Source organism: Falsihalocynthiibacter sp. S25ZX9 (assembly GCF_041205405.1).
Classification (GTDB): Bacteria; Pseudomonadota; Alphaproteobacteria; order Rhodobacterales; family Rhodobacteraceae; genus Falsihalocynthiibacter; species Falsihalocynthiibacter arcticus.
Genome location: NZ_JBGFCD010000023.1, coordinates 1 through 21,711 on the forward strand (window position 1 = coordinate 1; position 21,711 = coordinate 21,711).

General features: G+C 52.5%; 17 protein-coding genes. 3 read left to right on the plus strand and 14 right to left on the minus strand.

The window, feature by feature from the left end; translation table 11 throughout:
- Window positions 1–306 precede the first annotated feature (306 nt).
- The 10 genes from AB9F29_RS19305 to AB9F29_RS19350 form a co-directional block, all read right to left on the minus strand.
- Complete coding sequence (locus tag AB9F29_RS19305) at window positions 307–489, minus strand: hypothetical protein (RefSeq protein WP_369756875.1); 183 nt, start codon at window positions 487–489, stop codon at window positions 307–309.
- A gap of 32 nt (window positions 490–521) precedes the next feature.
- Window positions 522–2,450: an HAD-IIIC family phosphatase gene (locus AB9F29_RS19310; RefSeq protein WP_369756877.1), complete on the minus strand. Its 1,929-nt coding sequence runs from the start codon at window positions 2,448–2,450 to the stop codon at window positions 522–524.
- 13 nt (window positions 2,451–2,463) lie between these two features.
- Window positions 2,464–2,703 (minus strand): acyl carrier protein, encoded by a 240-nt coding sequence (locus tag AB9F29_RS19315; protein WP_369756878.1) that lies wholly within the window; start codon window positions 2,701–2,703, stop codon window positions 2,464–2,466.
- 12 nt (window positions 2,704–2,715) lie between these two features.
- The gene (locus tag AB9F29_RS19320; RefSeq protein WP_369756879.1) at window positions 2,716–3,810 is read right to left on the minus strand and encodes a hypothetical protein; all 1,095 of its coding nucleotides are present in this window, start codon (window positions 3,808–3,810) and stop codon (window positions 2,716–2,718) included.
- Window positions 3,797–5,224: an MBOAT family O-acyltransferase gene (locus AB9F29_RS19325; protein WP_369756880.1), complete on the minus strand. Its 1,428-nt coding sequence runs from the start codon at window positions 5,222–5,224 to the stop codon at window positions 3,797–3,799. The genes AB9F29_RS19320 and AB9F29_RS19325 overlap by 14 nt, the downstream gene beginning before the upstream one ends.
- A gap of 201 nt (window positions 5,225–5,425) precedes the next feature.
- On the minus strand, window positions 5,426–5,875 hold the full coding sequence (locus AB9F29_RS19330; protein WP_369756881.1) for a VOC family protein: 450 nt from the start codon (window positions 5,873–5,875) through the stop codon (window positions 5,426–5,428).
- A gap of 112 nt (window positions 5,876–5,987) precedes the next feature.
- The gene (locus AB9F29_RS19335) at window positions 5,988–7,205 is read right to left on the minus strand and encodes a glycosyltransferase family 4 protein (protein ID WP_369756882.1); all 1,218 of its coding nucleotides are present in this window, start codon (window positions 7,203–7,205) and stop codon (window positions 5,988–5,990) included.
- Window positions 7,206–7,231: 26 nt separating this feature from the next.
- On the minus strand, window positions 7,232–8,110 hold the full coding sequence (locus tag AB9F29_RS19340) for a glycosyltransferase family 2 protein (protein ID WP_369756883.1): 879 nt from the start codon (window positions 8,108–8,110) through the stop codon (window positions 7,232–7,234).
- A gap of 277 nt (window positions 8,111–8,387) precedes the next feature.
- A complete protein-coding gene (locus AB9F29_RS19345; protein ID WP_369756884.1) occupies window positions 8,388–8,987 on the minus strand; it encodes a sugar transferase in 600 nt (199 codons plus the stop codon).
- Window positions 8,988–9,261: 274 nt separating this feature from the next.
- Window positions 9,262–10,662 carry a hypothetical protein gene (locus AB9F29_RS19350; protein ID WP_369756885.1) on the minus strand — a complete coding sequence of 467 codons (1,401 nt, stop codon included), beginning with the start codon at window positions 10,660–10,662 and terminating at the stop codon, window positions 9,262–9,264.
- 133 nt (window positions 10,663–10,795) lie between these two features.
- On the opposite strand from AB9F29_RS19350, the gene AB9F29_RS19355 reads away from it, so the two are divergent.
- A complete protein-coding gene (locus tag AB9F29_RS19355; RefSeq protein WP_369756886.1) occupies window positions 10,796–11,617 on the plus strand; it encodes a methyltransferase, TIGR04325 family in 822 nt (273 codons plus the stop codon).
- Between the two features lie 19 nt (window positions 11,618–11,636).
- Here AB9F29_RS19355 and AB9F29_RS19360 read toward each other — a convergent pair whose 3' ends face one another.
- Window positions 11,637–12,305 (minus strand): 4'-phosphopantetheinyl transferase superfamily protein, encoded by a 669-nt coding sequence (locus AB9F29_RS19360; protein WP_369756887.1) that lies wholly within the window; start codon window positions 12,303–12,305, stop codon window positions 11,637–11,639.
- Window positions 12,306–12,376: 71 nt separating this feature from the next.
- Between AB9F29_RS19360 and AB9F29_RS19365 the strand changes: the two genes are divergently transcribed.
- Window positions 12,377–14,164, plus strand: a complete 1,788-nt coding sequence (locus tag AB9F29_RS19365; RefSeq protein ID WP_369756888.1) for a CocE/NonD family hydrolase — start codon at window positions 12,377–12,379, stop codon at window positions 14,162–14,164.
- Here AB9F29_RS19365 and AB9F29_RS19370 read toward each other — a convergent pair.
- From AB9F29_RS19370 to AB9F29_RS19380, 3 genes are read right to left on the minus strand one after another with little or no spacing between them, the layout of a single operon-like run.
- Entirely contained in the window at window positions 14,146–15,255 is a 1,110-nt protein-coding gene (locus AB9F29_RS19370; RefSeq protein WP_369756889.1) for a glycosyltransferase, read from the minus strand. The genes AB9F29_RS19365 and AB9F29_RS19370 overlap by 19 nt on opposite strands.
- 12 nt (window positions 15,256–15,267) lie before the next feature.
- Window positions 15,268–17,571, minus strand: coding sequence for a GumC family protein (locus AB9F29_RS19375; RefSeq protein WP_369756890.1), 2,304 nt, complete (start codon window positions 17,569–17,571; stop codon window positions 15,268–15,270).
- Window positions 17,568–18,827 carry a polysaccharide biosynthesis/export family protein gene (locus AB9F29_RS19380; RefSeq protein ID WP_369756891.1) on the minus strand — a complete coding sequence of 420 codons (1,260 nt, stop codon included), beginning with the start codon at window positions 18,825–18,827 and terminating at the stop codon, window positions 17,568–17,570. Before AB9F29_RS19380 ends, AB9F29_RS19375 begins: the two co-directional genes overlap by 4 nt.
- A 378-nt stretch (window positions 18,828–19,205) precedes the next feature.
- Here AB9F29_RS19380 and AB9F29_RS19385 point away from each other — a divergent pair, with 378 nt between their 5' ends.
- The gene (locus AB9F29_RS19385; RefSeq protein ID WP_369756892.1) at window positions 19,206–21,704 is read left to right on the plus strand and encodes a condensation domain-containing protein; all 2,499 of its coding nucleotides are present in this window, start codon (window positions 19,206–19,208) and stop codon (window positions 21,702–21,704) included.
- Window positions 21,705–21,711: the final 7 nt, after the last annotated feature.

Consider the following 21,711-nt stretch of genomic DNA (forward strand, 5'->3'; position numbering starts at 1 on the left):
CAATGGGTTCTACAATCCGCGACGGCGCCATTCAGCACTGGGATGGAAAAGTCCCGTCGCTTTCGAACGGAAAGTGGCTTAAACGAGCACTTGGGGCGGCACTAAAGCGCGACAGGTCCAATAGCTCCATAGGGATGTAAGTAATGTCGACACACCAGACCTGATTTGACCGATCAATTGTCAATTTCCTCAGCAGATATGGGTAAACCTTATGCTGCGGATGTTTCTTGCTGGTGTTTGTCTATCGTAGCATCGTCAACCTGCGCAGGATAGCGGCTTGGTTTGGAAAACCCCGCAGCCATATTCTTAATAGCGGCTCGCTTCCAAGTCCCAATTAGCGTAGCTTCTCGGTGTTTGCATGCAAAAACCTGCCGGTAATAGATGCACACCATATTTCTTTGACAACTCCGCCATCGTCATTTCTTCACAGATGGCTTCAAACGCAACCTTGGCCTTGAAATCGGGCGGATGGTTCTTTCGTTTCGTCATTTTGGATCATCTCTTTCAAAATTTGATCCCCCTTAACTACTGGTCCGAATTCCCGCGACCCCCTCTGTGGTGAGAAGCGTACCAATGACTTGTTGATCGGGGATGTCCGCAATCTCGATTGACCACAAAGTGGTGCCGTCCGTTTGCGTCTCGACGAGATCAAAGCCAAGTTGTGCATAGTGCTCGGACACCATGCTATTGCGTGTGGAAGGGATATAGCGCCCCCGAAGGGTTGTAATGCCCGCCGCCTGCGCCGCAGTTTTCAAGAATTGCAGCAAGGCACGTTCAACGCGTCGTCCAAGAACTCGGCAACTCATGAGCCAAGTGTCGATATCCCAAGCGCCCCCATCCGTTCTGCAAATGACAACACTGATCATACCATTGTCCGCGAACCTGTCCTTGAGGCGAACCTGAAGCGTCACGAGGTCGGAATCGCCCTCCATTGCTGCCACATCGGCTTCGGAGTAGCGGCGGGTCGTGAGGTTGAATTGGTTAGATTTGTTGATCAGTTGCGCAATGCGCGAGCGGCCCTGCGCATCGAAGGGGCGCAGGGCGAACTCCATTTCGAGCGAGCGTAGGTAGTCGCCGATATCGGTAACTGAGGCCTGAAGCGCCACCCGCTTTGAGTTGCTTTGGTAGTCCTCTGCGCGGCGGCGATCCTCGTCGGAGAACGTCGTCGCCTCGAAAAAGCCGCTGGCCATGAGGGTTCTGACGAACAGGGCAGGGTCGTCCGGCAATTCGGGCACGGCAACGCGTGGCAGCGCTTCGCGGATCAGGCCGCGCTCGGCAGGGTTGTCATCAAGAAACGCCAGCGACTCCAGCCCCAGAGCAAGTTCATCACTGATCGCTTGGATATTGGTTGCTTTGTCCCGCCAATTCGCTTGAAAGACGGCGATGTGATCTTCTTGCAGAACCATTTCAGAGTGATCGCGAAAGGCTGCGCGCGCGACATTGTCATCGTTTTTGGACGATACGGCAAGCACCACACCCTGTTGGCGAAGCTGTAGCGCACGTTCTTGAACATCTCTGTGGGCTTCTCCAACGGCGTCGCCCTCGGCAAGCCGAATCCCATCCAGACCATCGTCGCCGATCACTCCGCCCCAGAGTGTGTTGTCGAGGTCCAGCACCAGACAGCGTCGGCTCTTGCCGCGCCACGCCCCGATCACCCGCAGAATATGGTCAGCATAGAGTGGCAGCACCAAATTGGAATGTGGGACTCGCGCCATATGCCAGAGTCCAGGATCGTGCCATGTCGCGAGGCCAACTGTCTCTGCCAGACCCGCCGTATCTAGTAATAGATGCGGCGTTCCAATGAGCATTTCAGCCAGCGCGCGATTGAAGTCATGCGTCAACTGACGCCACGTCCCCGAGACCGCAAGATCGAGTGAACCCAAATCTGGCTCGGCGGGGCGGGCGACTGTCTGAAACATCGCAACTGCGCGGGAATTCTGTGAGATGGCGGACTTCAAGGTCTCGATCTGTTGAAGCGCGGCGTTAAGGCAGGCCTCAGCCGTGGGCTCGTCGCCCGGTGTTGCTGCGAGATTTACACCGCGATGGTCCAACGCAAGGACGATCACGTCAGGGTCGACGGCGTAAGTTTTGGAGGCTGGATCAAGAACCTCTTGCACGACTAGCCCGTAGGGCGCGGCGTAAAGGTCGATGGCAAAACCGTGGCGCAGTCCCGTGGCCACGAGCGCGGGACAAAGGAATTCTGTGGTTGTATTGCTGAGTACGGCAACCTTGAGAGGGATCAGAGGCTGTAAGTCAACGCCGTTGCTGCGGGCTTTCTCCAGCGCGCGTGCTAACTTGCTAAGCTGTAACTCGTTAAGCCCGAATTGTGCCAATTGGCGCAGAGTCTCGCCCGTCTTTGATCCTGCGTCCTGTACCGCTTTAATGGCACTGTTTAGGTCCGGTGGCGGCTTTGGAAGCCAGCCCAATCCGAGATAAAGATCGTTACTCATCAGGCGGCCTCCCTCAGGTTTTTGCAACAATCAACTCGGTGAGTTGCCCCACGTTTTTAAGATCGCTGATCTCGCCGGACGAGAACTTAACGCCGCACTTTTGCTGGATATTCAGCATCAGCCGAATGTGGTTTAGGCTGTCCCAGCCATCCACTTGGTCCGCCGTCAGTTCGGGTCCGAATTCGGACCGCTCAAGATCAAAGAAGTCGTTGAAAATCTCATAGAGGGTTTCGAAGACTTGTGTGCTGTCCATGGTGTTGTCCCTTTAATTGCTAGCTAACGTGTTGCGGGTTCGTGTGATGGTCTGGATAAGCTTCGCCAGTTCATCAACCCACGGGCCTTGGTCGCGCGGGCGCACATGAGCATCGTCATAAAAACTGTCCGGATCATCAAGGTTACGCAGGTCGAGGTATGTGAACCCTTTCACACCCGCCAGATCCGCACGTGTTTGTGCGATCCGAACTTTGTGGTCGGAATTGAAGGGCAGGCCCTGTGCATGCCACGCTGGGATCGGAAGGTCTGCTACGATCACCTGCGCCCCTTGATCCGTTAAGTCGCGCACGAGGGCATCAAGAACTGCGTATTGCTCATCCGATAATTGGTCCGATTTCATATAACGCCGACGATATTCCAGCGCTTCGGACTTCTGCGTGTCGCTATAAATCATTGTGTTTCGCGTTTCTGTGTCTATCCGAGGCGGGCGCACAAAAATCATGCTGCGCAGGTCTGCGGTGACAATCCGTATGGCCTTTTCCAACGCAATAAGTGGGTGGACAGCAATCGCGGCATAATCGGCGTCGCGGTCCGAGATCCAACCCTCCAGCCCATTAGCGCCCATCCGTTGAAAGCCGTAACGAAATCGTTCTTGGTCAATATCAGTCTCGAAAACTTGCGCGTCGCCAGAGGACCAGCGGTTGGCATTGTCGATGAAGGTTGCATACCAAATGCCAATGACAAAAACTTGGCCTTCCAGATTGTCTTGACCGATGGAAGCCGTGGCCAAATCGGAAACCTGCGCGATTTCAGTGATGTTTGCGTCCCCGATGCCTAGGTTGTGCACCGCGAGTCCGTCAATTCTGTCGGCCAGTGTCTGCCGGTCAAAGCCAACTTGCGTATTACTGGAGCCCAAAAGGATGACTTTTTCTCCATCGGCCCGCAGCCCCTTGCGGCCATAGTAGATCAGGCGTGGTGGTGTGGTGTAGACCGTGCTGCCCGCTCTGAATGTGTCAATCGGCGCGTTGCGATCGGGTGGCGGCAACACCAAAAGCGACACGCCGAGCAGGACACAACTGAGCGCGAAGAAGCTTACCAGCAGCAGCAGCATTTGCCGCAGCACGGTTCTCAAATCAGAAAGCTGCATATACAAACCCCGCGCCCTTGTTGAGGATCGTCTGGGCGGTCAAACAGGTATAAAGGATGCCTGCCATGGTGCCAAATGCCAGTCCGGCTGGCGCTGTGTGCCAAGTCAGCGGCCACGGCACCCGTTTTGTAAGCAGATCGAGGCCCACGGCAATGATTGCCCAACCGACACTTAGAAGGCCAAGCGCCAAAACCCATCCGGTCAGATGGATGCGTTCAGTTAACGCCCCAACCTCGTTGAGGTCGAACCAAAAGGCGGTAAGGGCGATGGTGAAATACCCGATTGTCAGGCCACGCGCAGCATAAGTATAGAGCCGATTGGCCGACAGTTCCCGAAACCGCTTGTGCCCTAATTGGGCCGTTAGCAGGACTTGCCACATCTTGTTTAGGCTAACACCAAGACCCAGCGCAAAACCGTAAACCACGAAGATGGGCGTCGAGCCGTGCCAAATTCCCAACACCATGAAAACCACGAAGTACGTAAAGATGCCGATAATCGGTGCAGCACCTGCCGACGGCCACCGCATCATGAGGGTCTGCAAAATCGGAATAAAGGCATATTGTTTGAACCAGTTTGACAAAGTCATATGCCACCTGCTCCAGAATTCAATCATCCCACGGGAGGCAAAAGGTTTGTTGAAATTCTCAGGCAATGCCAGTCCCGCAAGCCGCCCTATCCCGATGACGATATCCATGTAGCCGCCAAAGTTCATATAGAGATAAAACGTATAACTGGCCGCCGCGATGCAATAAAAGACGATCAATTTTGACCCCGCCACCCCCTCGGGCCCCAGAAGTTGGGGTGCGATATTGTCAAAGATGTAAAGCGCGCTGGCCGACAGGATGAGGACCTTGCCATAGCCAACGGTCACCCGTCCAAGAGCCGCTCGGACGGACAACGTATCCGCAGGTAACGGCGTCATAAAATTCGCCTTGAAGGTTTGAAAGCGGTCTATCGGACCTGAAACGAAAGCAAGAAAATTTGTGGTGTAGTTGAGGTAGTCGACGAAGTTGACACGATCGGGCAGGGTTTCTTCGCGTGCATCGAAGATCATATGCAGTATCCGAAATAGCACGTAAGATAGGCCTATTGTCGATATCGCTGTCGGCAGACTGGGCACAAAAGAGATCAGGCTATACCCCTGAAGCCACGCGAAAAGCCCAACAAAAACTACCACCCACGTCCAGCTCAATGCGCGGTGCGGCAGCGCTTGCACAGAAAGTATAGCTAGGTAGCCCAACAGCAAAAAGCCGATGAGCGGCATTGCCCCCGCCAGGGAAGTAAAGAAACCCGACACGAACAATATGTTTGCAGCGAGCATCACAGACGCCCGCCAAGCGTATCCCGAATACAAACGAAACAGCAGGACAAAGAGAACTGAGAAACCAATAAACAACGGCGAAAACAAAGACATGAAATAAAAGCCCAATTCTACAAATTTATCGCGGCCAAGAAACACGGCGCGCGAAACCGCCGTAGAAGCGTTATCAATATAGGCGGTGTGCCAGACTGTCCTGCGCCCACCGTCTAGGATCGTGAGTGCGATCAGATTAGTATTGCGAACTTTTACGAAGTCTTCAATACTTTTGAATGGCTTGCCACCAACCAGTCCACTTCATTGGTCCCCGGCGAGAGGTGTGAAATTATGGCCAGACCGATCCTGTTCTATCAGTTCGATAATGAAGTTGAGCGGGGAGTAGAAAAACTGGATTAGGGCACCGTTGAAAGCGACTGCCGGGTTGGGCATCGAGACCGCGATACAGTCGCCATCCAGCAAATGCGCGGCAGCGGCGTTTATGTCTCGGGTTCGATACGCCATGTGATTTAGAATATTTTGACCTGCCCGCAACGAGGCTGCAATAGGTGAGTCATCTGCGGTCGGCGCGATTAATTCGTAAACCATACCGCCACTGTCGCGACCGAATTGGACATGTACCTTTTGGATAGGATCGGTAACCGCTTGTGTCCAGTCCCTCACACTGATGGTGCGCGACAGGAAAGACCTCCCGAGTGCGAGCTCGGCACAAACTAGGCCCAGATGATCAAAATTCAATTGCGGTGCCACAAAGTTTTCCCTGTCGTTGTTGAACCTGTCAGGTCCCATTGTCCGTCGTGTCATTCATGTATGAAAGCGATAGGCAATCTCGCGCGCGACTTGCAAACGAAAAAGCTAACATTCATTTAGTGGGCTGAATTCTAACAGTACCCCGAGTTTGCATGCCTGCATACACCGCAAGCAAAGCATCCCCCCAATCCTCTAATTTCAGTGATAAACAGTCAGCCCTGTTACATGCGTTTAGAGATAACCGCCCGACGAGCGGGTCATCGCCCTTCAACAGTCCAAGCATTACAGCCAGCGAGTTACAATCTCCTGCTGCAAAGCCACGCCCCATATCTAACTTAACGATTTCTGGGCATAACAACATGCTGTCGGATAGCAGCACAGGGATACCTGATAAAAGCGCCTCGGCCGGAGCCAATCCAAACGGTTCTGGGCCAAGGGTGGGGGATACCAATAAGCGTGCCCCTGTTAATACACGACGTAGCCCATCGCGATCCTGCCAGCCGTCAAATTTGTGTTCTGGGTAGGATTTTTTGAGGGTCGCTAAGTCGTGACCTGCGCCGACAAAGCGAATTTGAACACCTGCCTGTCTTCCGGCGCGGGCAAGCAACTCGACCCCCTTATAGCTGTGGATGTCTCCGACATAAATGATATCGCGGTTCCGATCGGCCTTTACGGGGCTTTCTAGCAAAGGTTCTGCTGGATTTGGCACCACGGTGATTGGCCCATCTGCGCCATCGCGGAACAGGTAGTCCCTCATCCCTTCATGGATCATAATTGTCGTCACCTCTGGACAAAGCGCCCTGCGCGCCTTGTTCTGGAGAGCTTGGCGGGAAGTCCTCCAAAGCTTTTGTGCATAGCTTCGTTTGTCACAATTGTGGGTAACACAGGCACGCGACATGGGGCGCCGCGCACAAGTTGTTCCCGCAGGGTAGTCAAAGAAAGCGCCGTTTGGACAAGCCAAAAAATAGTCATGGGCATGCATGACGACGCGGTCCCTAACGGCACGAAGGGAGGCGAGAACGGAGGGCGACAAAGTCTGGTGGTAGCCGTGAACATGATAAATTGTGCGGGGTGTATCGTTTTTATTGATCCACTGGGAAAGGGCGACTTTCGCGTTCGTATTCCACAAGCCATTTAAGGCTGCCGAAAGCTTTTTGGACTCAAGGAGGCGGTGCCCATCCAATGCAACTGAAGTAATCCCTTGCGCCAGTGTCTCGCCATCATCTCCGCAAAAGAACGTGACGGGGATACCGCGCGCCTGCAAAAGGTCCGCTTGCAACACCGCGAGTTTGGACGCGCCACCCAGCACTTTCGAAAAGTCACTTATCACGACGACTCTATCTGGGACAAATTCGCTCACTTGAATTTTAACACGCCTTCAGGCGCTATCCGTCCACGCACCAGATCTCCCAATGCGCTTATATTTCCCCAAAGCCTGCCGCGTCTGTCAATCTCCGCTTCTGGGCGCAGGGATTTGACGAGGTTACTGGCGATATTTCGGAGCATGATGTTCATGGCGCGCGTGCGACTCATCGTACCCTTGCGCACCAAATAGAGCGGATTAGCAACCTGAACGTATCCGATGCGCAATCCACTAGTACGACCGGTTTTGGTGCCGAGGTGCACCCCCCTAAGAGCGGGCGATTTTACAATCTGACCATGGGCTGCCATCAGCCGAGAGAAATCGACATCTTCAAGCCAAGCGTAGAGTTTCATCCGATCATCAAAGCGTATCGAGTATTGGATTACGGGGGCGGCACGCACGGCCATGTTGCAACCATAACAATTATAAATCTGATGTGGTGCCGCGTCGATATTTGTTGGTGAATCAGACATAATTCGGCGACCATCGTCGTGACTCAAGCCAGGGCCATGTATGCCGTCGGCGAGCACTGTGCCTGTCGCCATCACGACTTCTGGCCTCAAAGTAAAAAGTTCTTTTAAGTTTAAGAGATAGTCTGCAACCATTACAAAATCATCATCGAGAAAAAGCACGACATCCTCAGGTACAAGGAGGTCGAGAGCGGCATTTCGTTGCAGGGTTAAACCCAAAGGGCTGACGATGATTTGAACTGGAAAGGGGAGATTTGCGACCGCTTCGGCGTCTATGTCGTTTGGCCGTGCGATTGTCACCAGAACCAAATCGGGTAGTAGAGTCTGACGCGCAATATCCTGAATCGTAGGCACAACCACATCAGGCCGACCTGTTGTAGGGATAGCAACGATCAAGCGCATTTTCCAACCTTTCTGAGTATTGTGCACCCAATTTTGCATGGGCAACCGTTTACCTTTGATTCGCGCGCTTTCGTCTGATAAACGTGAAGGCAAGGTCTTCATAGAAAGCACTTCGAGCAATGTTACGAACAGGTTTAGACAGAAATAGTGAGCCGTGTAAACGCGCCATCTCAGCCACCCCCAAATCAGTTTTTAGACTGATTGTCGTTGGTGGATGTGCAGTGTTCTGGGGTAGTGTGGCCTCGTTTTTTATTGGATAAATCACGCTGATACCCGCTTAGACGGCACCCGAACGCGATAGGACGACTTTTACTGTCTTTAGAATAATCCCGATGTCTTTGGGAAACGTTTTTGTTTGCACGTATTCGACATCCATTTTTACCCGTTCCTCATAGCTTGTGTCACTGCGCCCGTTGACTTGCCAAAAACCGGTGATGCCAGGCTTCACCGAGAGATAGGCGTCAATGTTTTTTCCGTAGCGCGCCATTTCATCCTCCACGATCGGGCGAGGACCGACAATGGCCATTTCGCCTTTCAACACGTTCCAGAATTGTGGTAATTCGTCGAGGCTGGTTTTTCGAAAAAATTCCCCAAGGCAGGTCACACGAGGATCGTCATCAAGTTTTTGCGTGGCGTCCCATTGCGCTTTGGCAATTGGATCTTGCGCAAGGAGACTTGCGAGTTGTTCACTGGCATCAATCGCCATTGTGCGAAATTTAAAACATTTGAAGGATTTTCCGTTTTTGCCAATGCGTTGATGCGCAAAAAAAACGGGCCCTCCTTCGGTTAGTAAAACAACCACACTGATGAGCACAAAGAAGGGCATAAAAAACAATAGCGCAAAAACGGCAAAACACTTATCAAACAGTGTCGACAAAAACTCTTGAATCCAGCCTTTCGAATACACGAGACTTTGATTCAAGTTGTGTGCAGAATGGTTAGCCCGCTGACTAACCCTAGGAGTGTTTGTGTGAGTTTTCATGGCAGCCGCTTTGGTTGATTTGAAAAAAGATACTCTCAATAATTTCGATTCGAGTTAGCCATCCAAGAATAGTCCAGAAGGTCAATTATGGTTAGAAATTTTTGTGGAAGTTGGATTTTTCTACTCTAGGTTGCGCGACAAAAATCAACATTTACAACAGGTAGGTATGTCACGCTGTGCGGTATTGTTGTGTCACTGCAATTGCGTTTCGATGAGCTGCAAATTCCCGCGCGACGACGGCGACACAGACGAAGGAAACCAACAATAACGTTGGGTTTGGTCCCGTGGCCGAAACCAGCATGGATGCCAATAGGGTCAAAGCCGCCACACGACCCGCATAGAAAGGTCGAGCTATGCTTCGTTCGCAAGCCTGTATAGGAGCGCCGATGCCATGCAGCAAAAACATTGTAAAAGCTAGGGTGCCGGGCAAGCCAACGTTCCCCAATAGAACGGCAAAAAACCCATTGGCCCTCAAGGATCCAGCCCCAGCCCCTAGTCCCCATGTTTTGTAGAATGCATCGAAGCCACCTGAGGCCCATGCCGCCCTTTCAAGACCTGACATAGATGTGCCTTTGGAGAACAACAGTGAGTTAAGAATTTTGGTTGCAAATGTCTCTGCGGAAGTTAGTACAAGGAGGAGGCAAATCGAGATGACGGCTGCCGCTGCCGCAATGACCAATGATTGCGCGAACTGCCGTGACATACCTGACTTTATGAACACAGGTGCGTGTAAGAGGATCAAAATTCCCGCAGCCGCGAGCGACAGGATACCCGTACTAGAAAAGGCAAGAAGAGCACAGATGAGATTTCCAAGTGCGAGACCCGCGTCGCGTGCCCGATTGCCGATCAGAAATGACATTGCGAAATAGGAGAAGAATGCGGCCGAAACAGCGCCGAATGCGGCGGCCTCTGAATAGCCGCCGATGACCCGCGCCATGCCAGCAACCATGTGGTGATTGTTCAGCGAATAATCTGCCGTCCTGATAAACGCCAGAATTGAGTCCAGTTGAGCCAAATCCATCGCACCAAGAAGCACGTTGAGACCTGCAGCCCATGCTAATCCTTTTTCGCCAAAATGAAGTCCACGCCGCCGCATCACGAGCACTGCCGTCATAAAAAACATTGCAGTTAGAAGGATGTAGAAGGATTGCGAGATATTGGAATTACTTGGTTGTAGGGACACCATTGTCGAGGGATAAAAGGCACTTGTGAGAGACCCTTTAAACGTCACACTCAGCGGAAAAACGAGGAATTTTCCCGCGAAGAACCGTACGAGAATTAGGGCTGAAAATAACGCATATATTGCAAAGAGCCATAAATAAACCGATGACATTGGCAGTCGCAATGGGCTTAGGCGATGTCGGATGCCTACATATCGGATGATCAGGACACCAATTGTGAAGACGGCGAGCAAGTTTGCAAGAATGATTGACAGGCCGCCTAAGCGAAGAGCCGCGAACATACCAAAGGGGATGACTGCAATAGCCATCACCAGCCCGTTGTCAGGATCGCGAATGGTCAGCACCAGCCAAATTAGTAAAAAGACTATTGCCGTCGGATAGAGCACCATAGGTTTTTTTCCGTTGCGTCATCATATCTTACAGGATCGGCAACATTTGCCAACATATTCGCGCAATCAATGTGAAAACCGTTTTGTGAATCGCGTTTGGTAGCCGATACTTCCCCTATTCTCGAAGTCACTATTGGAAATATTTATTATGCACATCAGAGGGTTCATCAAGGCGTCGCTTTTCGTTTTGGATGATAATATCGGGGTGCCGATTGCAACGGGCTGGGGGCGCTTGATGGCAACAGGTATTCGCCCACCCGCTTTTATTGGTGCCTATCCGGATTTCGAGACAGCCAAGGCCCATGCCCCGAGTGGCAACCCCAACACCTACGACAACGACGATGTCGCGCCGCTCAATTTCGCGCTGATGTCCAAGGTGCATATCTGGGACTATCCCGTCGTTTTCTGGCTTGGCCGTGTTCTTGGCCCTAACAGTCATGTCTTGGACATTGGCGGGCATTTTGGGACCAAATACATCGCCTTTCGCGATCTGCTTTCTTTGAGCGACGTCACATGGAATGTGCATGACTTGCCCGCTATCATTCGCGCCGCTCGTGCAGCCCAGCAGCAAGGAGACGTTCCTGCAGAGGTCAAATTTATTGATGAGGTTGCTGCGGGGGCGGGGGCTGATGTTTTGCTGGCATCTGGCTTGTTGCAATATCTTGACCAGCCATTTGCAAAGTTGGTGAGCAGCTTACCTATGCAGCCTAAAACCATCCTCCTGAATAAGGTCGCGACGCGGGAGGGGCCAACTGTGGTGACTCTGGAACGCATTGGGCCCGCGCGATTGCCATATCAAATTCGAAATCGGGCGGAATTTGAAGGGGAGTTGGCGACGATGGGATATGCCATTCGGGACTGTTGGGAGATACCGTCGTTGGCGCGAATAATTGGCACCCATCCAGGTTTAGGACCCAGTAAGAGTCTCGGGTATTATCTTGAATATGTGGGATAATCTGACGACAGAGTGGTGCTTAAAGTCGTTCACGCCAATTGAGTTTGAGGGACGTTCCGTTCGTGCGCACGGCAAGCGCCCCCTTGAATCCTGCTGTGGGAATGAAATGCGCAAGTTGCCAGTCGCGCGCATCCCCGCCTGTAATACGAGAAAGCTTGGCGGGGGTATCTGGAAGCAGCGTCACGTCAAAACTATCGAGTGGCATCGACAACCCCTGTCCCACGGCCTTGATCACAGCCTCTTTGCGGGTCCAGCAGCGATAAAAACCTTCCAGCCATTGCGATGGCGGCAGAGTGGCAAGGTCGCGGCTCTCTTGCGAGGAAAAAAAGCGTTCCGCCACGCCTGTTTCAACGGGTCGAATTTTCTCGATATCGATCCCGAGTATGTCAGTACCGGCAATCGCAAGTGCGGCCAGCCCACCCGAATGACTCAGGTTGAAAGCTGGGCCGTCAACCAAGGATGGCTTGCCCTGTGGCCCATATTTAAACACCAGACTGGCGGGATCACGGCCAATTTCCGCTCCCAGTATTTCGCGCAAGCGGGCGCGCCCCGCCGTGAAACTCGCGGCGTCCCGCGGTTTAACAAAGCGGTCGGCGCGGGCGCGTTCATCCGCCGAAAGCAGTCCGTGATAGCGTTCCAGTGTCGAATTATTCGCTTGCAAAGACCAAAGCCAAATTTCAACCTGCACGCGAATTTTCCCTCAGGCCGATCGAAACAATACTCTCAAGTTGAGAATTATTGTTTCGCAAAGGGAAACAGATGATGCGTCGGGTTTGGTTCATTGTGGCGGCACTTCTTTGTATGTTTGTTCTTGCGGCATTGTTCACACCTTGGCGCGATATGACAAGCGCGGCAAAAAACTATGTTGCGTGGAGAGTTCAGGCGGGGAAACCGAATCAGGCGGATGTGATGATCCCGATGGCTGACGGGGTTCGGCTTGCGACGGATGTTTACCTTCCGTCCGCACAGGGCGCGTTACCCACGGTTCTGATGCGTTTGCCTTATGGTAAGCGTAGTTATGGTGAAGTTCGGTTTTGGGTCGATAAACTGACGCGCCGTGGATTTGTTGTTGTTGCACAAGATATGCGTGGGCGACATGGGTCCGAGGGCGTGTTTGCGCCCTATCCGCACGCGGGTTCGGACGGAGTGGCCACATTGGATTGGATTACAGCGCAGCCTTGGTCGAATGGCCGAGTTGGTACGCTGGGCTGTTCTGCATTGGGCGAGGCGCAATTGATGTTGGCGGCGCAGGCCCATCCCGCGCATCGGGCAATGGTGCCGATTGCGGCTGGCGGAGCGATTGGCAGTCTTGATGGCAGTCATTCCTATTTTAGTACGTTTGAAGGGGGCGTCTTTGGACTGGCAACTGGGGCTGGATGGTTTGGGGAGCAGGGGGGCAAAACGCCTGCGCGTTCAGGCGCAATCCCCACGGACCCAGCACGTGCGTTGCCGCATCTACCATTAATTGATGTGGTCCGCCAAATGCGTTCTGATTCAACAGACTATGAGGCATTTTTAATGTCTTTTGAAAACTCAGATTTTTGGCGAAATGCCGGATATGTAACTGGAGCGGAGCCCTTTGCTACCCCCGCCTTGTTTATTGATACGTGGCATGATCCTGGCATTCGCTCGACGTTGCAATTGGCACAGGCGGTTGCTCAGAAGGCCGTCGAAACACGCACCATAATCGCCGCAGGAACCCATTGCGGCTATCTGGGGAGTGATCAGGACACGCTTGTTGGAGATTTGGCGGTGGAGTTAGAGGTTCCATTTGGATTTGTGGAGACCATCATCTCATTCCTGTCGCAACATTTAGCGGATGGTCCGGCGCTGGAGTTGCCAGAATTGAGTTATTTTTCATTGGTCGAAAATAAGTGGCGCGGCGCATCGGATTGGCCGCCTAAAGGCGCGGAGGAAGTGTCGTTTTATCTGTCGGAGGGGCAGGTCTTGGACTCGCAGCATCCTACGGAAGAAACCCAAGCATGGCAGTTTAGATCTGATCCAATGAACCCCGTTCCTTCCGTGGGTGGGGCGTTGTGTTGCACGGGGGACCCCGATGCGCTCGAAGGACCCGTTTTCCAAAACTCGATTGAGGGGCGGGACGACCTGCTGTTGTTCACTTCCGCGCCCTTTAAGAATCTGTTGCTGTTGGCGGGTCCCATTCGGGCCACATTGCAGGTTTCGGCGGATGTCCTTGATACCGACCTTGTGCTTCGCTTGACCGACGTGGACCCACAGGGACGGTCGCTCCTGTTACAGGAAGGTGCGTTGCGGATGCGATACCGCGCAGGTGTGGAACACCCCGAATTGATGGAGCCGGGGCAGACCTATGGCGTGACAATCGAAATGCGCGATATCGCTTATTTGCTGCGAGCGGGGCACCGGCTGCGCTTGCATGTTGCTGGCAGCAGCTTTCCGCGTTTGGAGCGAAACCTGAATACGGGCGGGGCGAACTGGGATGAGACCCAAGGTATTTCGGCAAATATCACCATTCACAGCGATGCCGCACGGCCTTCCTCCGTGACGGTTTATGTTTTGGATGAATGATCCGCAAGCACCTGTTCAACGACAGCGGAAAACTCTCGGCGGAACCGCTCGGCACCAAAACCGCTGGCGTGGGCATGGATTTGGACGGGATCAAAGGTGCTCTCAACGGCTTCGAAACTGTCCAGAACATCATTGATTGCGGACGTATCTTGCCGGTCAAAGAACAGTCCTGTTTTGCCTTCAACGACACTGTCGCGCGCGCCACCTCGTCCATAGGCAAGAACTGGTGTGCCACAGGCCATTGCCTCGACTGGAACAATGCCAAAATCTTCTTCTGCTGGGAAAATGAGAGCCTTAGCCGTTTGATAAAGGTGGGGTAAGTCATCATTTTCAACCCGCCCCAGCAAGGTGACATTCGGTGGCAGGTCGCGCTCTAGTTCGGAGCGTTGGCTGCCGTCGCCGACCACAATCAGCCGTCTGTTTTGTCCGCGAAATGCTTCGATTACAAGATCCGCGCGCTTGTATGGCACCAGCTGGGATACAAAAAGGTAGGTTTCGCGCGGGGAGTCAGCTTTGGGCAGTCTGTAGGCTTCAAGATCAACGGGGGGATGCACGACACAGGCGTCGCGGTTGTAATAGGCGCGGATGCGACGCGCGACGAAATTGGAATTGGCAACGAAACAGTCTACCCGTGCGGCGGTCGTCACGTCCCAGATGCGCAATCGATGGGCGAGGCGGGAAAAGTAAGCCCGACTCAAACGCCCGAGACGGCTGCTGTAGGACGGATAATGATCCCAAATGTAGCGCATTGGAGAGTGGACGTAGCAGATATGTGGCGCGTGGGGCGGGGCGATGACGCCCTTGGCGGGGCCGCTTTCCGAAGAGATGACCAAATCGTAGGCGCTTAGGTCCAACTCCTCGAGCGCGCGGGGCATAAAGCCGAGATACTTTTGGTAATGTTTGCGCGCGCCAGGCAAGCGGGACACTGATGTTTGGAAAATGCGTTGGCCTGCCAACAAAGGCGACAATGCCTCCACGTCTGCCACGTGGGTAAAGATGTCAGCGTCAGGGTAGAGGCGGATAAACTCTTCGAGAACCCTTTCGCCGCCGCGCATTCCAACGAGCCAATAATGGATGATGGCAACTTTCATCGCTTGATCTCTCTAATAGGTATTGGAATACAGGTCGGCCTCGCGGGCCGCTAAGTCTGACCGGCGCACCATGGTCAGCACGGTTCCAACAATGTTAGCGTCGCCGTCTTTGAGACGTCGGATAGCATTTCGCACTGTTTTCGTCCGCGTCTTGTTACACCTTACCGTAAACAACGTGGCATCCGCTCGATGCGCCAAAACAAGTGCGTCTGCGAGATGCATTACGGGTGGAGCGTTAATGATGATATGGTCATACTTTTTCGACATGAAAGACAACAACGTACCAAGCCGCGGCGATAGAAGGAGTTCTGCCGCGTCATGCGATGGTTGTACCGGAGAAATGACGTCTGCATTGATGATGTCAGAATGTATCACCAAGTTTTTTTCTACAGCTTCCCCATTCAGGTACTTACTGAGGCATTGGGCCTCTTGTTTCAGCTGCAAAACGCTGCGCAGATCGGGTCTGCGCAAGTCGGCGTCTATTAATAATACATTTTTTCCCGAATTGTTAAGTATGCGCCCAAGCGCGCAACAAAGCGATGTTTTCCCTTCGTTGGGAGCCGAGGAGGTAACCAAGATAATCTTTGGTTTTTTGGATCGGGAAATATCGAAAAGGGCGGTTCGGATACCGCGAACATGCTCCATATAATTAGAACTTCCGCCAGCCGACAACTCTTTGCGCAGCCATGCATAATTTCTAAAAGTATTTCTAATATGAGGCAGAGTTGCGAGGTTGGGCAGGTTTGAAATTGCCATAAGCTCCTCGGGTGTGCGAATGGGCGCACGCACAAGGTTGCGAATGAATACGTAGGCGATTGACCCTGCCATCCCCACAACGATTGAGGCCAAAAGCAATAACGTCTTGCGCGGCGCAGATGGGACTGCGGGTACTGTCGCTTCACCGATGATCCGGGCCTCGGGCGTTTGAAAATCTGCCTGTGCTGTTGTTTCTTTGAAACGCGACAGGAAGTTTTCATAGACCAGTCTCGTGGCGTCTGCGGCGCGTTCAAGTTGGCGCAACCGGACTGAAGACATTGCATGTGAAACAGCGCGCACAGAGACCGCATCGATCTGAGTTTGCAGCGCTTCTTCTCGGTTCTGGGTGACCGTGACCTCACTGCGCATTGCTTCTAATCTGCGACGCAATTCCCCGTCGATGCTGCGATTGATATCGCTAATTTGGGCGCTGATGCGGATCATCTCAGGATGCCGTGGGCCCAATGTGCTGGCCAACTGCGCCTGCGACGCCGCCAATTCCGCGTACTGGCGTTGCAACGTGTCAAGAAGGGGGGATGTCACAACATCCGCGACCCTGCTCAGGCCGCCTTCTGTCATGAGAGCTTGAACCTGACCGAGCCTCACTTCGGCATCCGCGCGGTCGGTCGAGCTGCTGACTAAACGTGTGTTCAACTCGGCAAGAAGTTGATTGATGCTGTCCGCATTGCCGTTGGCCACTTCAATCATCTCAGCCCTGAAATCCACCACGGCTTGATCCGCCGCCTCGACTTGCACGCTTAACTCTTCTAGTTGCTTTGCCAACCAGACATTGGCACGTATGGCGGCTTCTGTTTTGGCGGAAAGCTGACTTTGGATGTATTGTTCAGCAACAGCATTTGCGATCTCTGCTGCCCGCACAGGGTTGGCGTTCGTGTAACTGATCCCAATGACATAGGATACGCCAAGTTGCGACACGACCAAATCGCGCCGCAGATCGCCGATGATCCAAGAACGTAGCGTCTCAGGTGGCATGCGTTGCGCGAATTCATGTGGTTTTTCACCAGACCCGCGCACCATTCGTTTCACACTTGCAACGAGAGTTTCATTGCCGGGCAGTCGGGGATCAAACTCTGGCGTGTTCAAAAGATCGAGGTTGTCGACGACCTGACCTAGCAGCACGTTTGTCCGCATCGAAATGACTTCGCCAGCCAAGACTGACTGGGTAAGATCCAGATTTGAGACCACGCCTTCGGCTGGCGTAATGCGTTCTTTTCTGGTGTCCAGCATAAGTTGTGCATATGCGGTGTAAGTCGGAGAGACAAACTGTAAATAGATAAGCATGGCAATCATGCATTGTGCGGTTACAGTGACCACAAATCCGATATTGCTGCGCAAGATGGAAAAAAGATAGCCAAAATCGATAGGCGGGAGCAGGTGCGATCGCGTTCCGTCCCCATCGTTATAATGCGCACTCTGCTGAAAATCCATCTCATTGCGGTTATTGTAGGGTGCCGGCTCTTGCAACCGAGCCGCAGCATTCCTTGGCGTGGTGCTTGATTTTCGCGAGTTGCCTGCAGTGGGCGTTTTTTGAACAGTCATAGCTTTTCACTCAGCGCTTCGGGTGTCTTCACAAGTATCACCAAAAGATCACCCGGTAACAGTTCGTCAAAAGGTTCAACAATAATATTATCAGTGTGCCCACCGATCCGGCGCCGCACCTGAAACTCTAGCAACAGCTCCGTTTCCATACCAGAAGCCGCGTTCATCCATTGCTGAATCAGCCGCATCCTATCCTCAAGCGATGCACGTCGTGACATGGCTTTGTTGATTTCACTCAGGCTGACTTGTTTTTGCGAGAGCAATTGCTCTTCGGTGTTGGTGTCAAACCGCGACAATTGCCCCTGAAGGTCCGCGAGTTGAACCTTTGCCGCAGAAATCTGTTCCCGCATCTGCAAAACCTGACTTTCTGCTTGGGACACTTCTAACTGTTTTCCGGAAACCTGACTGCTCGGCACCAGTCCACGCTCTGCCAAATTCACAACGCGTTTCGCTTCTTCATTGGTCTGGTCAACAATCGACTGTGAGACCGCTTTACGCTCGGTGAGCAGTGAAATGCGGGTCAATGCCTCGGCAACAGAGTCGGTCAACAGCTTGCGGCGTGTCTCGATGTCGTGACTTTCAAGCGCAATAATTCTGTCTTCCTCTATGCGATGTTCATCAAAAATCTCTCGACTGATTGCGCTGCGGATTTTTGGTGGCACATCAGCCCAGACAACACTGTTATCTCCGTTTAACTGCGCTTGTGCACGGGCATATTGAGCAGCCAATAGCGCCATCTCGAACTTCAGACTGTCTAACGCGCCCTCTAACGAACGGCGTTCAAGCACGCGCGCCTCTTCATTGTTTGCAGAGATAGACGGACCACCAGCCATCCCCACGGCCTGTTCGGCAGTCATTTGTGGCTGATAGTCAAAATTTCCCGGATTTTTAACATCACCGAGCACAGAAATCGGACGGAAATTTGCGATGGATAGTTCTATCTGGGGATTTACGAAAATCTGTTTATCAACATAAGCTTTGTGAATGAAGAGGCGTGCATTCCCCAAAGTCATTGAACCTACTGTAACCCCCCCGATAAGCGGGAATTGCACAGACCCGTCCCTGCCTACAATAAACCGCTGGGGCGGATCGTTGTCATCAAGGACATCGAATTCCAGCTCGTCTCCAACACTGATGATATACGCATCCGATGATGCCGCCATAGCATTTGTCACCGCAAAGAATGCAGTCAACGCAAGCACTGATATCAGGTGAGTTACCACAACGAGTGCGCGATTGTGCAAAGAAATTAGCATTCTATAGAATCATCTCGCCTCTAATACCTCTTAACAACACTATAACAATTATTCCTACGCCTCGAAAAAAAAGTCAAAAGAGCGGGTAAGATTGATCACTTTCTATTTAAAATAACTTATATCAACAATTTACATGACATACTTAACTTCGGCGTAAGTTCGCTCAAACCAGTGTAACAGCTTGTGGTTCTACAATTTGCGGAAATCACAATAAGCTTTCGGTATGTTTTGTTTGACTCGCTCTATGCCCAAGGCGACACTCAAGACAGACTACCATTACGTAAACGCCCAATTTGTCGCGCTGACCTAAGTTATTGATTACCGTTCGGAACGGGTTTTTGCTCTTATATCTGATTGGTGCCCCGAAGGATATTTGACATGAAAGCTTTACAGCGAAATGACGTTATAGGGACGTTTCCCACATCAATCGGGCAGAAACGTTGTTGGTTCATGGAACAGATGCATCCTGGCAATCGTGGCTTGAATCTGGCTGTTCGGTGGGAATTGCGCGGCCCGGTTTCGAGCGAGATGGTCGCCACGGCGTTCAATAGGATTATCGCTCGCCATGAAATTTTGCGTACATGCTTTGCTGAACAAGACGGCGAGCCTGTGCAGCAGGTGGTAGATCACGTTGATTTTAAGCTTGATGACGTTGATGTGCGCGCCCTTGATGAAGCTGATCGTATTGCGCGGATAAATGCAATCGCGGTCGAACATGCCGAGCAACCCTTCGATATGGAGGAGCCCTGTTTGTTGCGGGTGGTGATGGTTCGCACAAATACGCAAAAGGCTGAATTGCTGATCGCGGTGCATAATGCCATTTTTGATGGCTTTTCAATTGGGGTTCTGGGACACGAATTGGGGCTCACACTTGAGGCATTATCGAAGGGATTAGAGCCCAATTTGCCTGATCTTGAGTTGCAATACGGCGACTATGCGCAATGGTCGCAGGATTATGAAAAAAGCGGCGCGATGGAGGCCGAACAGATATATTGGACTGAAACCCTGCGCGAAATGCCCTATTTCGAGTTGCTTACCAACAGGCCGCGCAGTCCAAGCCACGCCCATTCAGCTTCTTGTGCCAGTGAACTTCCCGCTGATTTCGACACACAGATGAGTGTGGCGGCCAAACGGCTTGGTACTTCGATTTTTGCATTGGGAACGGCGGCGTTCAGCATTGCATTGTCGCGGTTTTCGGAAAAGCGCGACATCAGCTTTGCTGTTCAGGTTGCGGGGCGGACTGATGTTGATCTTGAACCGCTCATAGGGATTTTTACAAACCCGATTGTGCTGCGATACAAGGTGGATACAAAATGTAGTCTCACGGATCACGCCGAAGCCTCCCGTGATATTGTGAATGGCGCGCTGGCGCATCAGACCTTGCCGTTCGATAAATTGGTGCAAGTGCTCAATCCGCCGCGCGACCCACTGCGCATCCCCTTGGTTTCAATTATGTTCAATCTTCAAAAGGCGTTTTTGAATGAGCGCATGTACGGCGATCTGGAACTTGTGTCTGTGCAATCCCATTCACCCGCGACCTTGTATGATCTGAACGTAAACATTGTTGGCCGCAATATCGGATGGCGCATGGTGATTGACTATAACGCCAATCTGTTTGATGCGGACACGATGCGAGTGTTTTCGGACCTCCTGCTTGATGTCTTTGCGCGGATCGTGGCGCAGCCTGACGCATTAATCGAAGATATCCCCTTGGTCGCGCGTGACTTGTCGGTTGATGAGCCAGAAGGAAAGTCGATCCAGTTGGCGACCGCACCGTCAAAACCCTTTGATGGAACCCATAGGCTACGTGAGATTTGGGCGGATATTCTGGCCATGCCACCTGACAAGATTACGGGAAGCTTCTTTGATCTTGGCGGGCATTCCGTGCTGGCGTTACGAATGTTGGCGCGGGTTGGTGAGGAATTTAATCAACGTCCCAGCCTATACGCCTTCTTGAGTGACCCAACGTTGGAAGGGCTGGCGGGCCAATTGGAGGAACCCGAGGCGTCAATAGACGACCTTCAAGTGGAAAAAATGCCGACGCAAAACTCGACTTCGAGTGCCATCTGGGAGTTGATTGAATTGCGCCAAGGCGACGTGGAGGGCCCAGTGCTTTTGACTGTGAACCAACCCTTTATGTACCATACCCTTGCCCAACAGATGACCAGTGGGAGCACCGTCGCCAACATTGGAGTCCCTCATAACAATGCGCTGGAGGAGTTAGGCAAAATTGGATTTGACGGCGCAATGGTTGATGCCGCTGGCTTGGTGTCGGAACGCTATGGGAATAGGCCGTTGGTGCTGTGTGGTCTTTGCGTGGACGGGCGCGTTGCGTTGGGTCTGGCACAAGCGCTGAACCAGATTGACAAAAAAGTCGAAGTGGTTGGAATGATAGACACTTGGGCACCCGGTGCGATCAAAGCATTCTCGAATATGGCCCGCGCCCGTGATGGGTGGCGGATCAGGATGCGGCGCTTGCGCTATTACTTTGGTTTGCGGATGAGTGGCGAAATTACTTGGCGCGATGTTTTCAGTCAGAATGCCTTTGCTGCCAGCCTCCTTGGCAAAGTCGGGCTGGTGCCGAGCAAGAGCGAGGAAGCTGGGCTTGTGGATGCCACGGTTGATTGCCTCGTTGGCCAGACTCGCGGTTATGACTTTGATCCCTACAAAGGGGAGGCTGTGCTCTTTGTGACGCGTTCGCAAGGGATGGTTCCACGAGATGGGGTGCTGGGTTGGTCTGAAATCTTGGCCCGTGATGTTGCAGTGTATGCGGTCAATGGTTGGCATGGTGATGCATTGACCCGTTCAGGTTTTGAGAAGGTGATCGGTGTTTTGGATGACAAGATGCAACGGCTGATGCCGCAACCTAGACCGTGAAGATTAA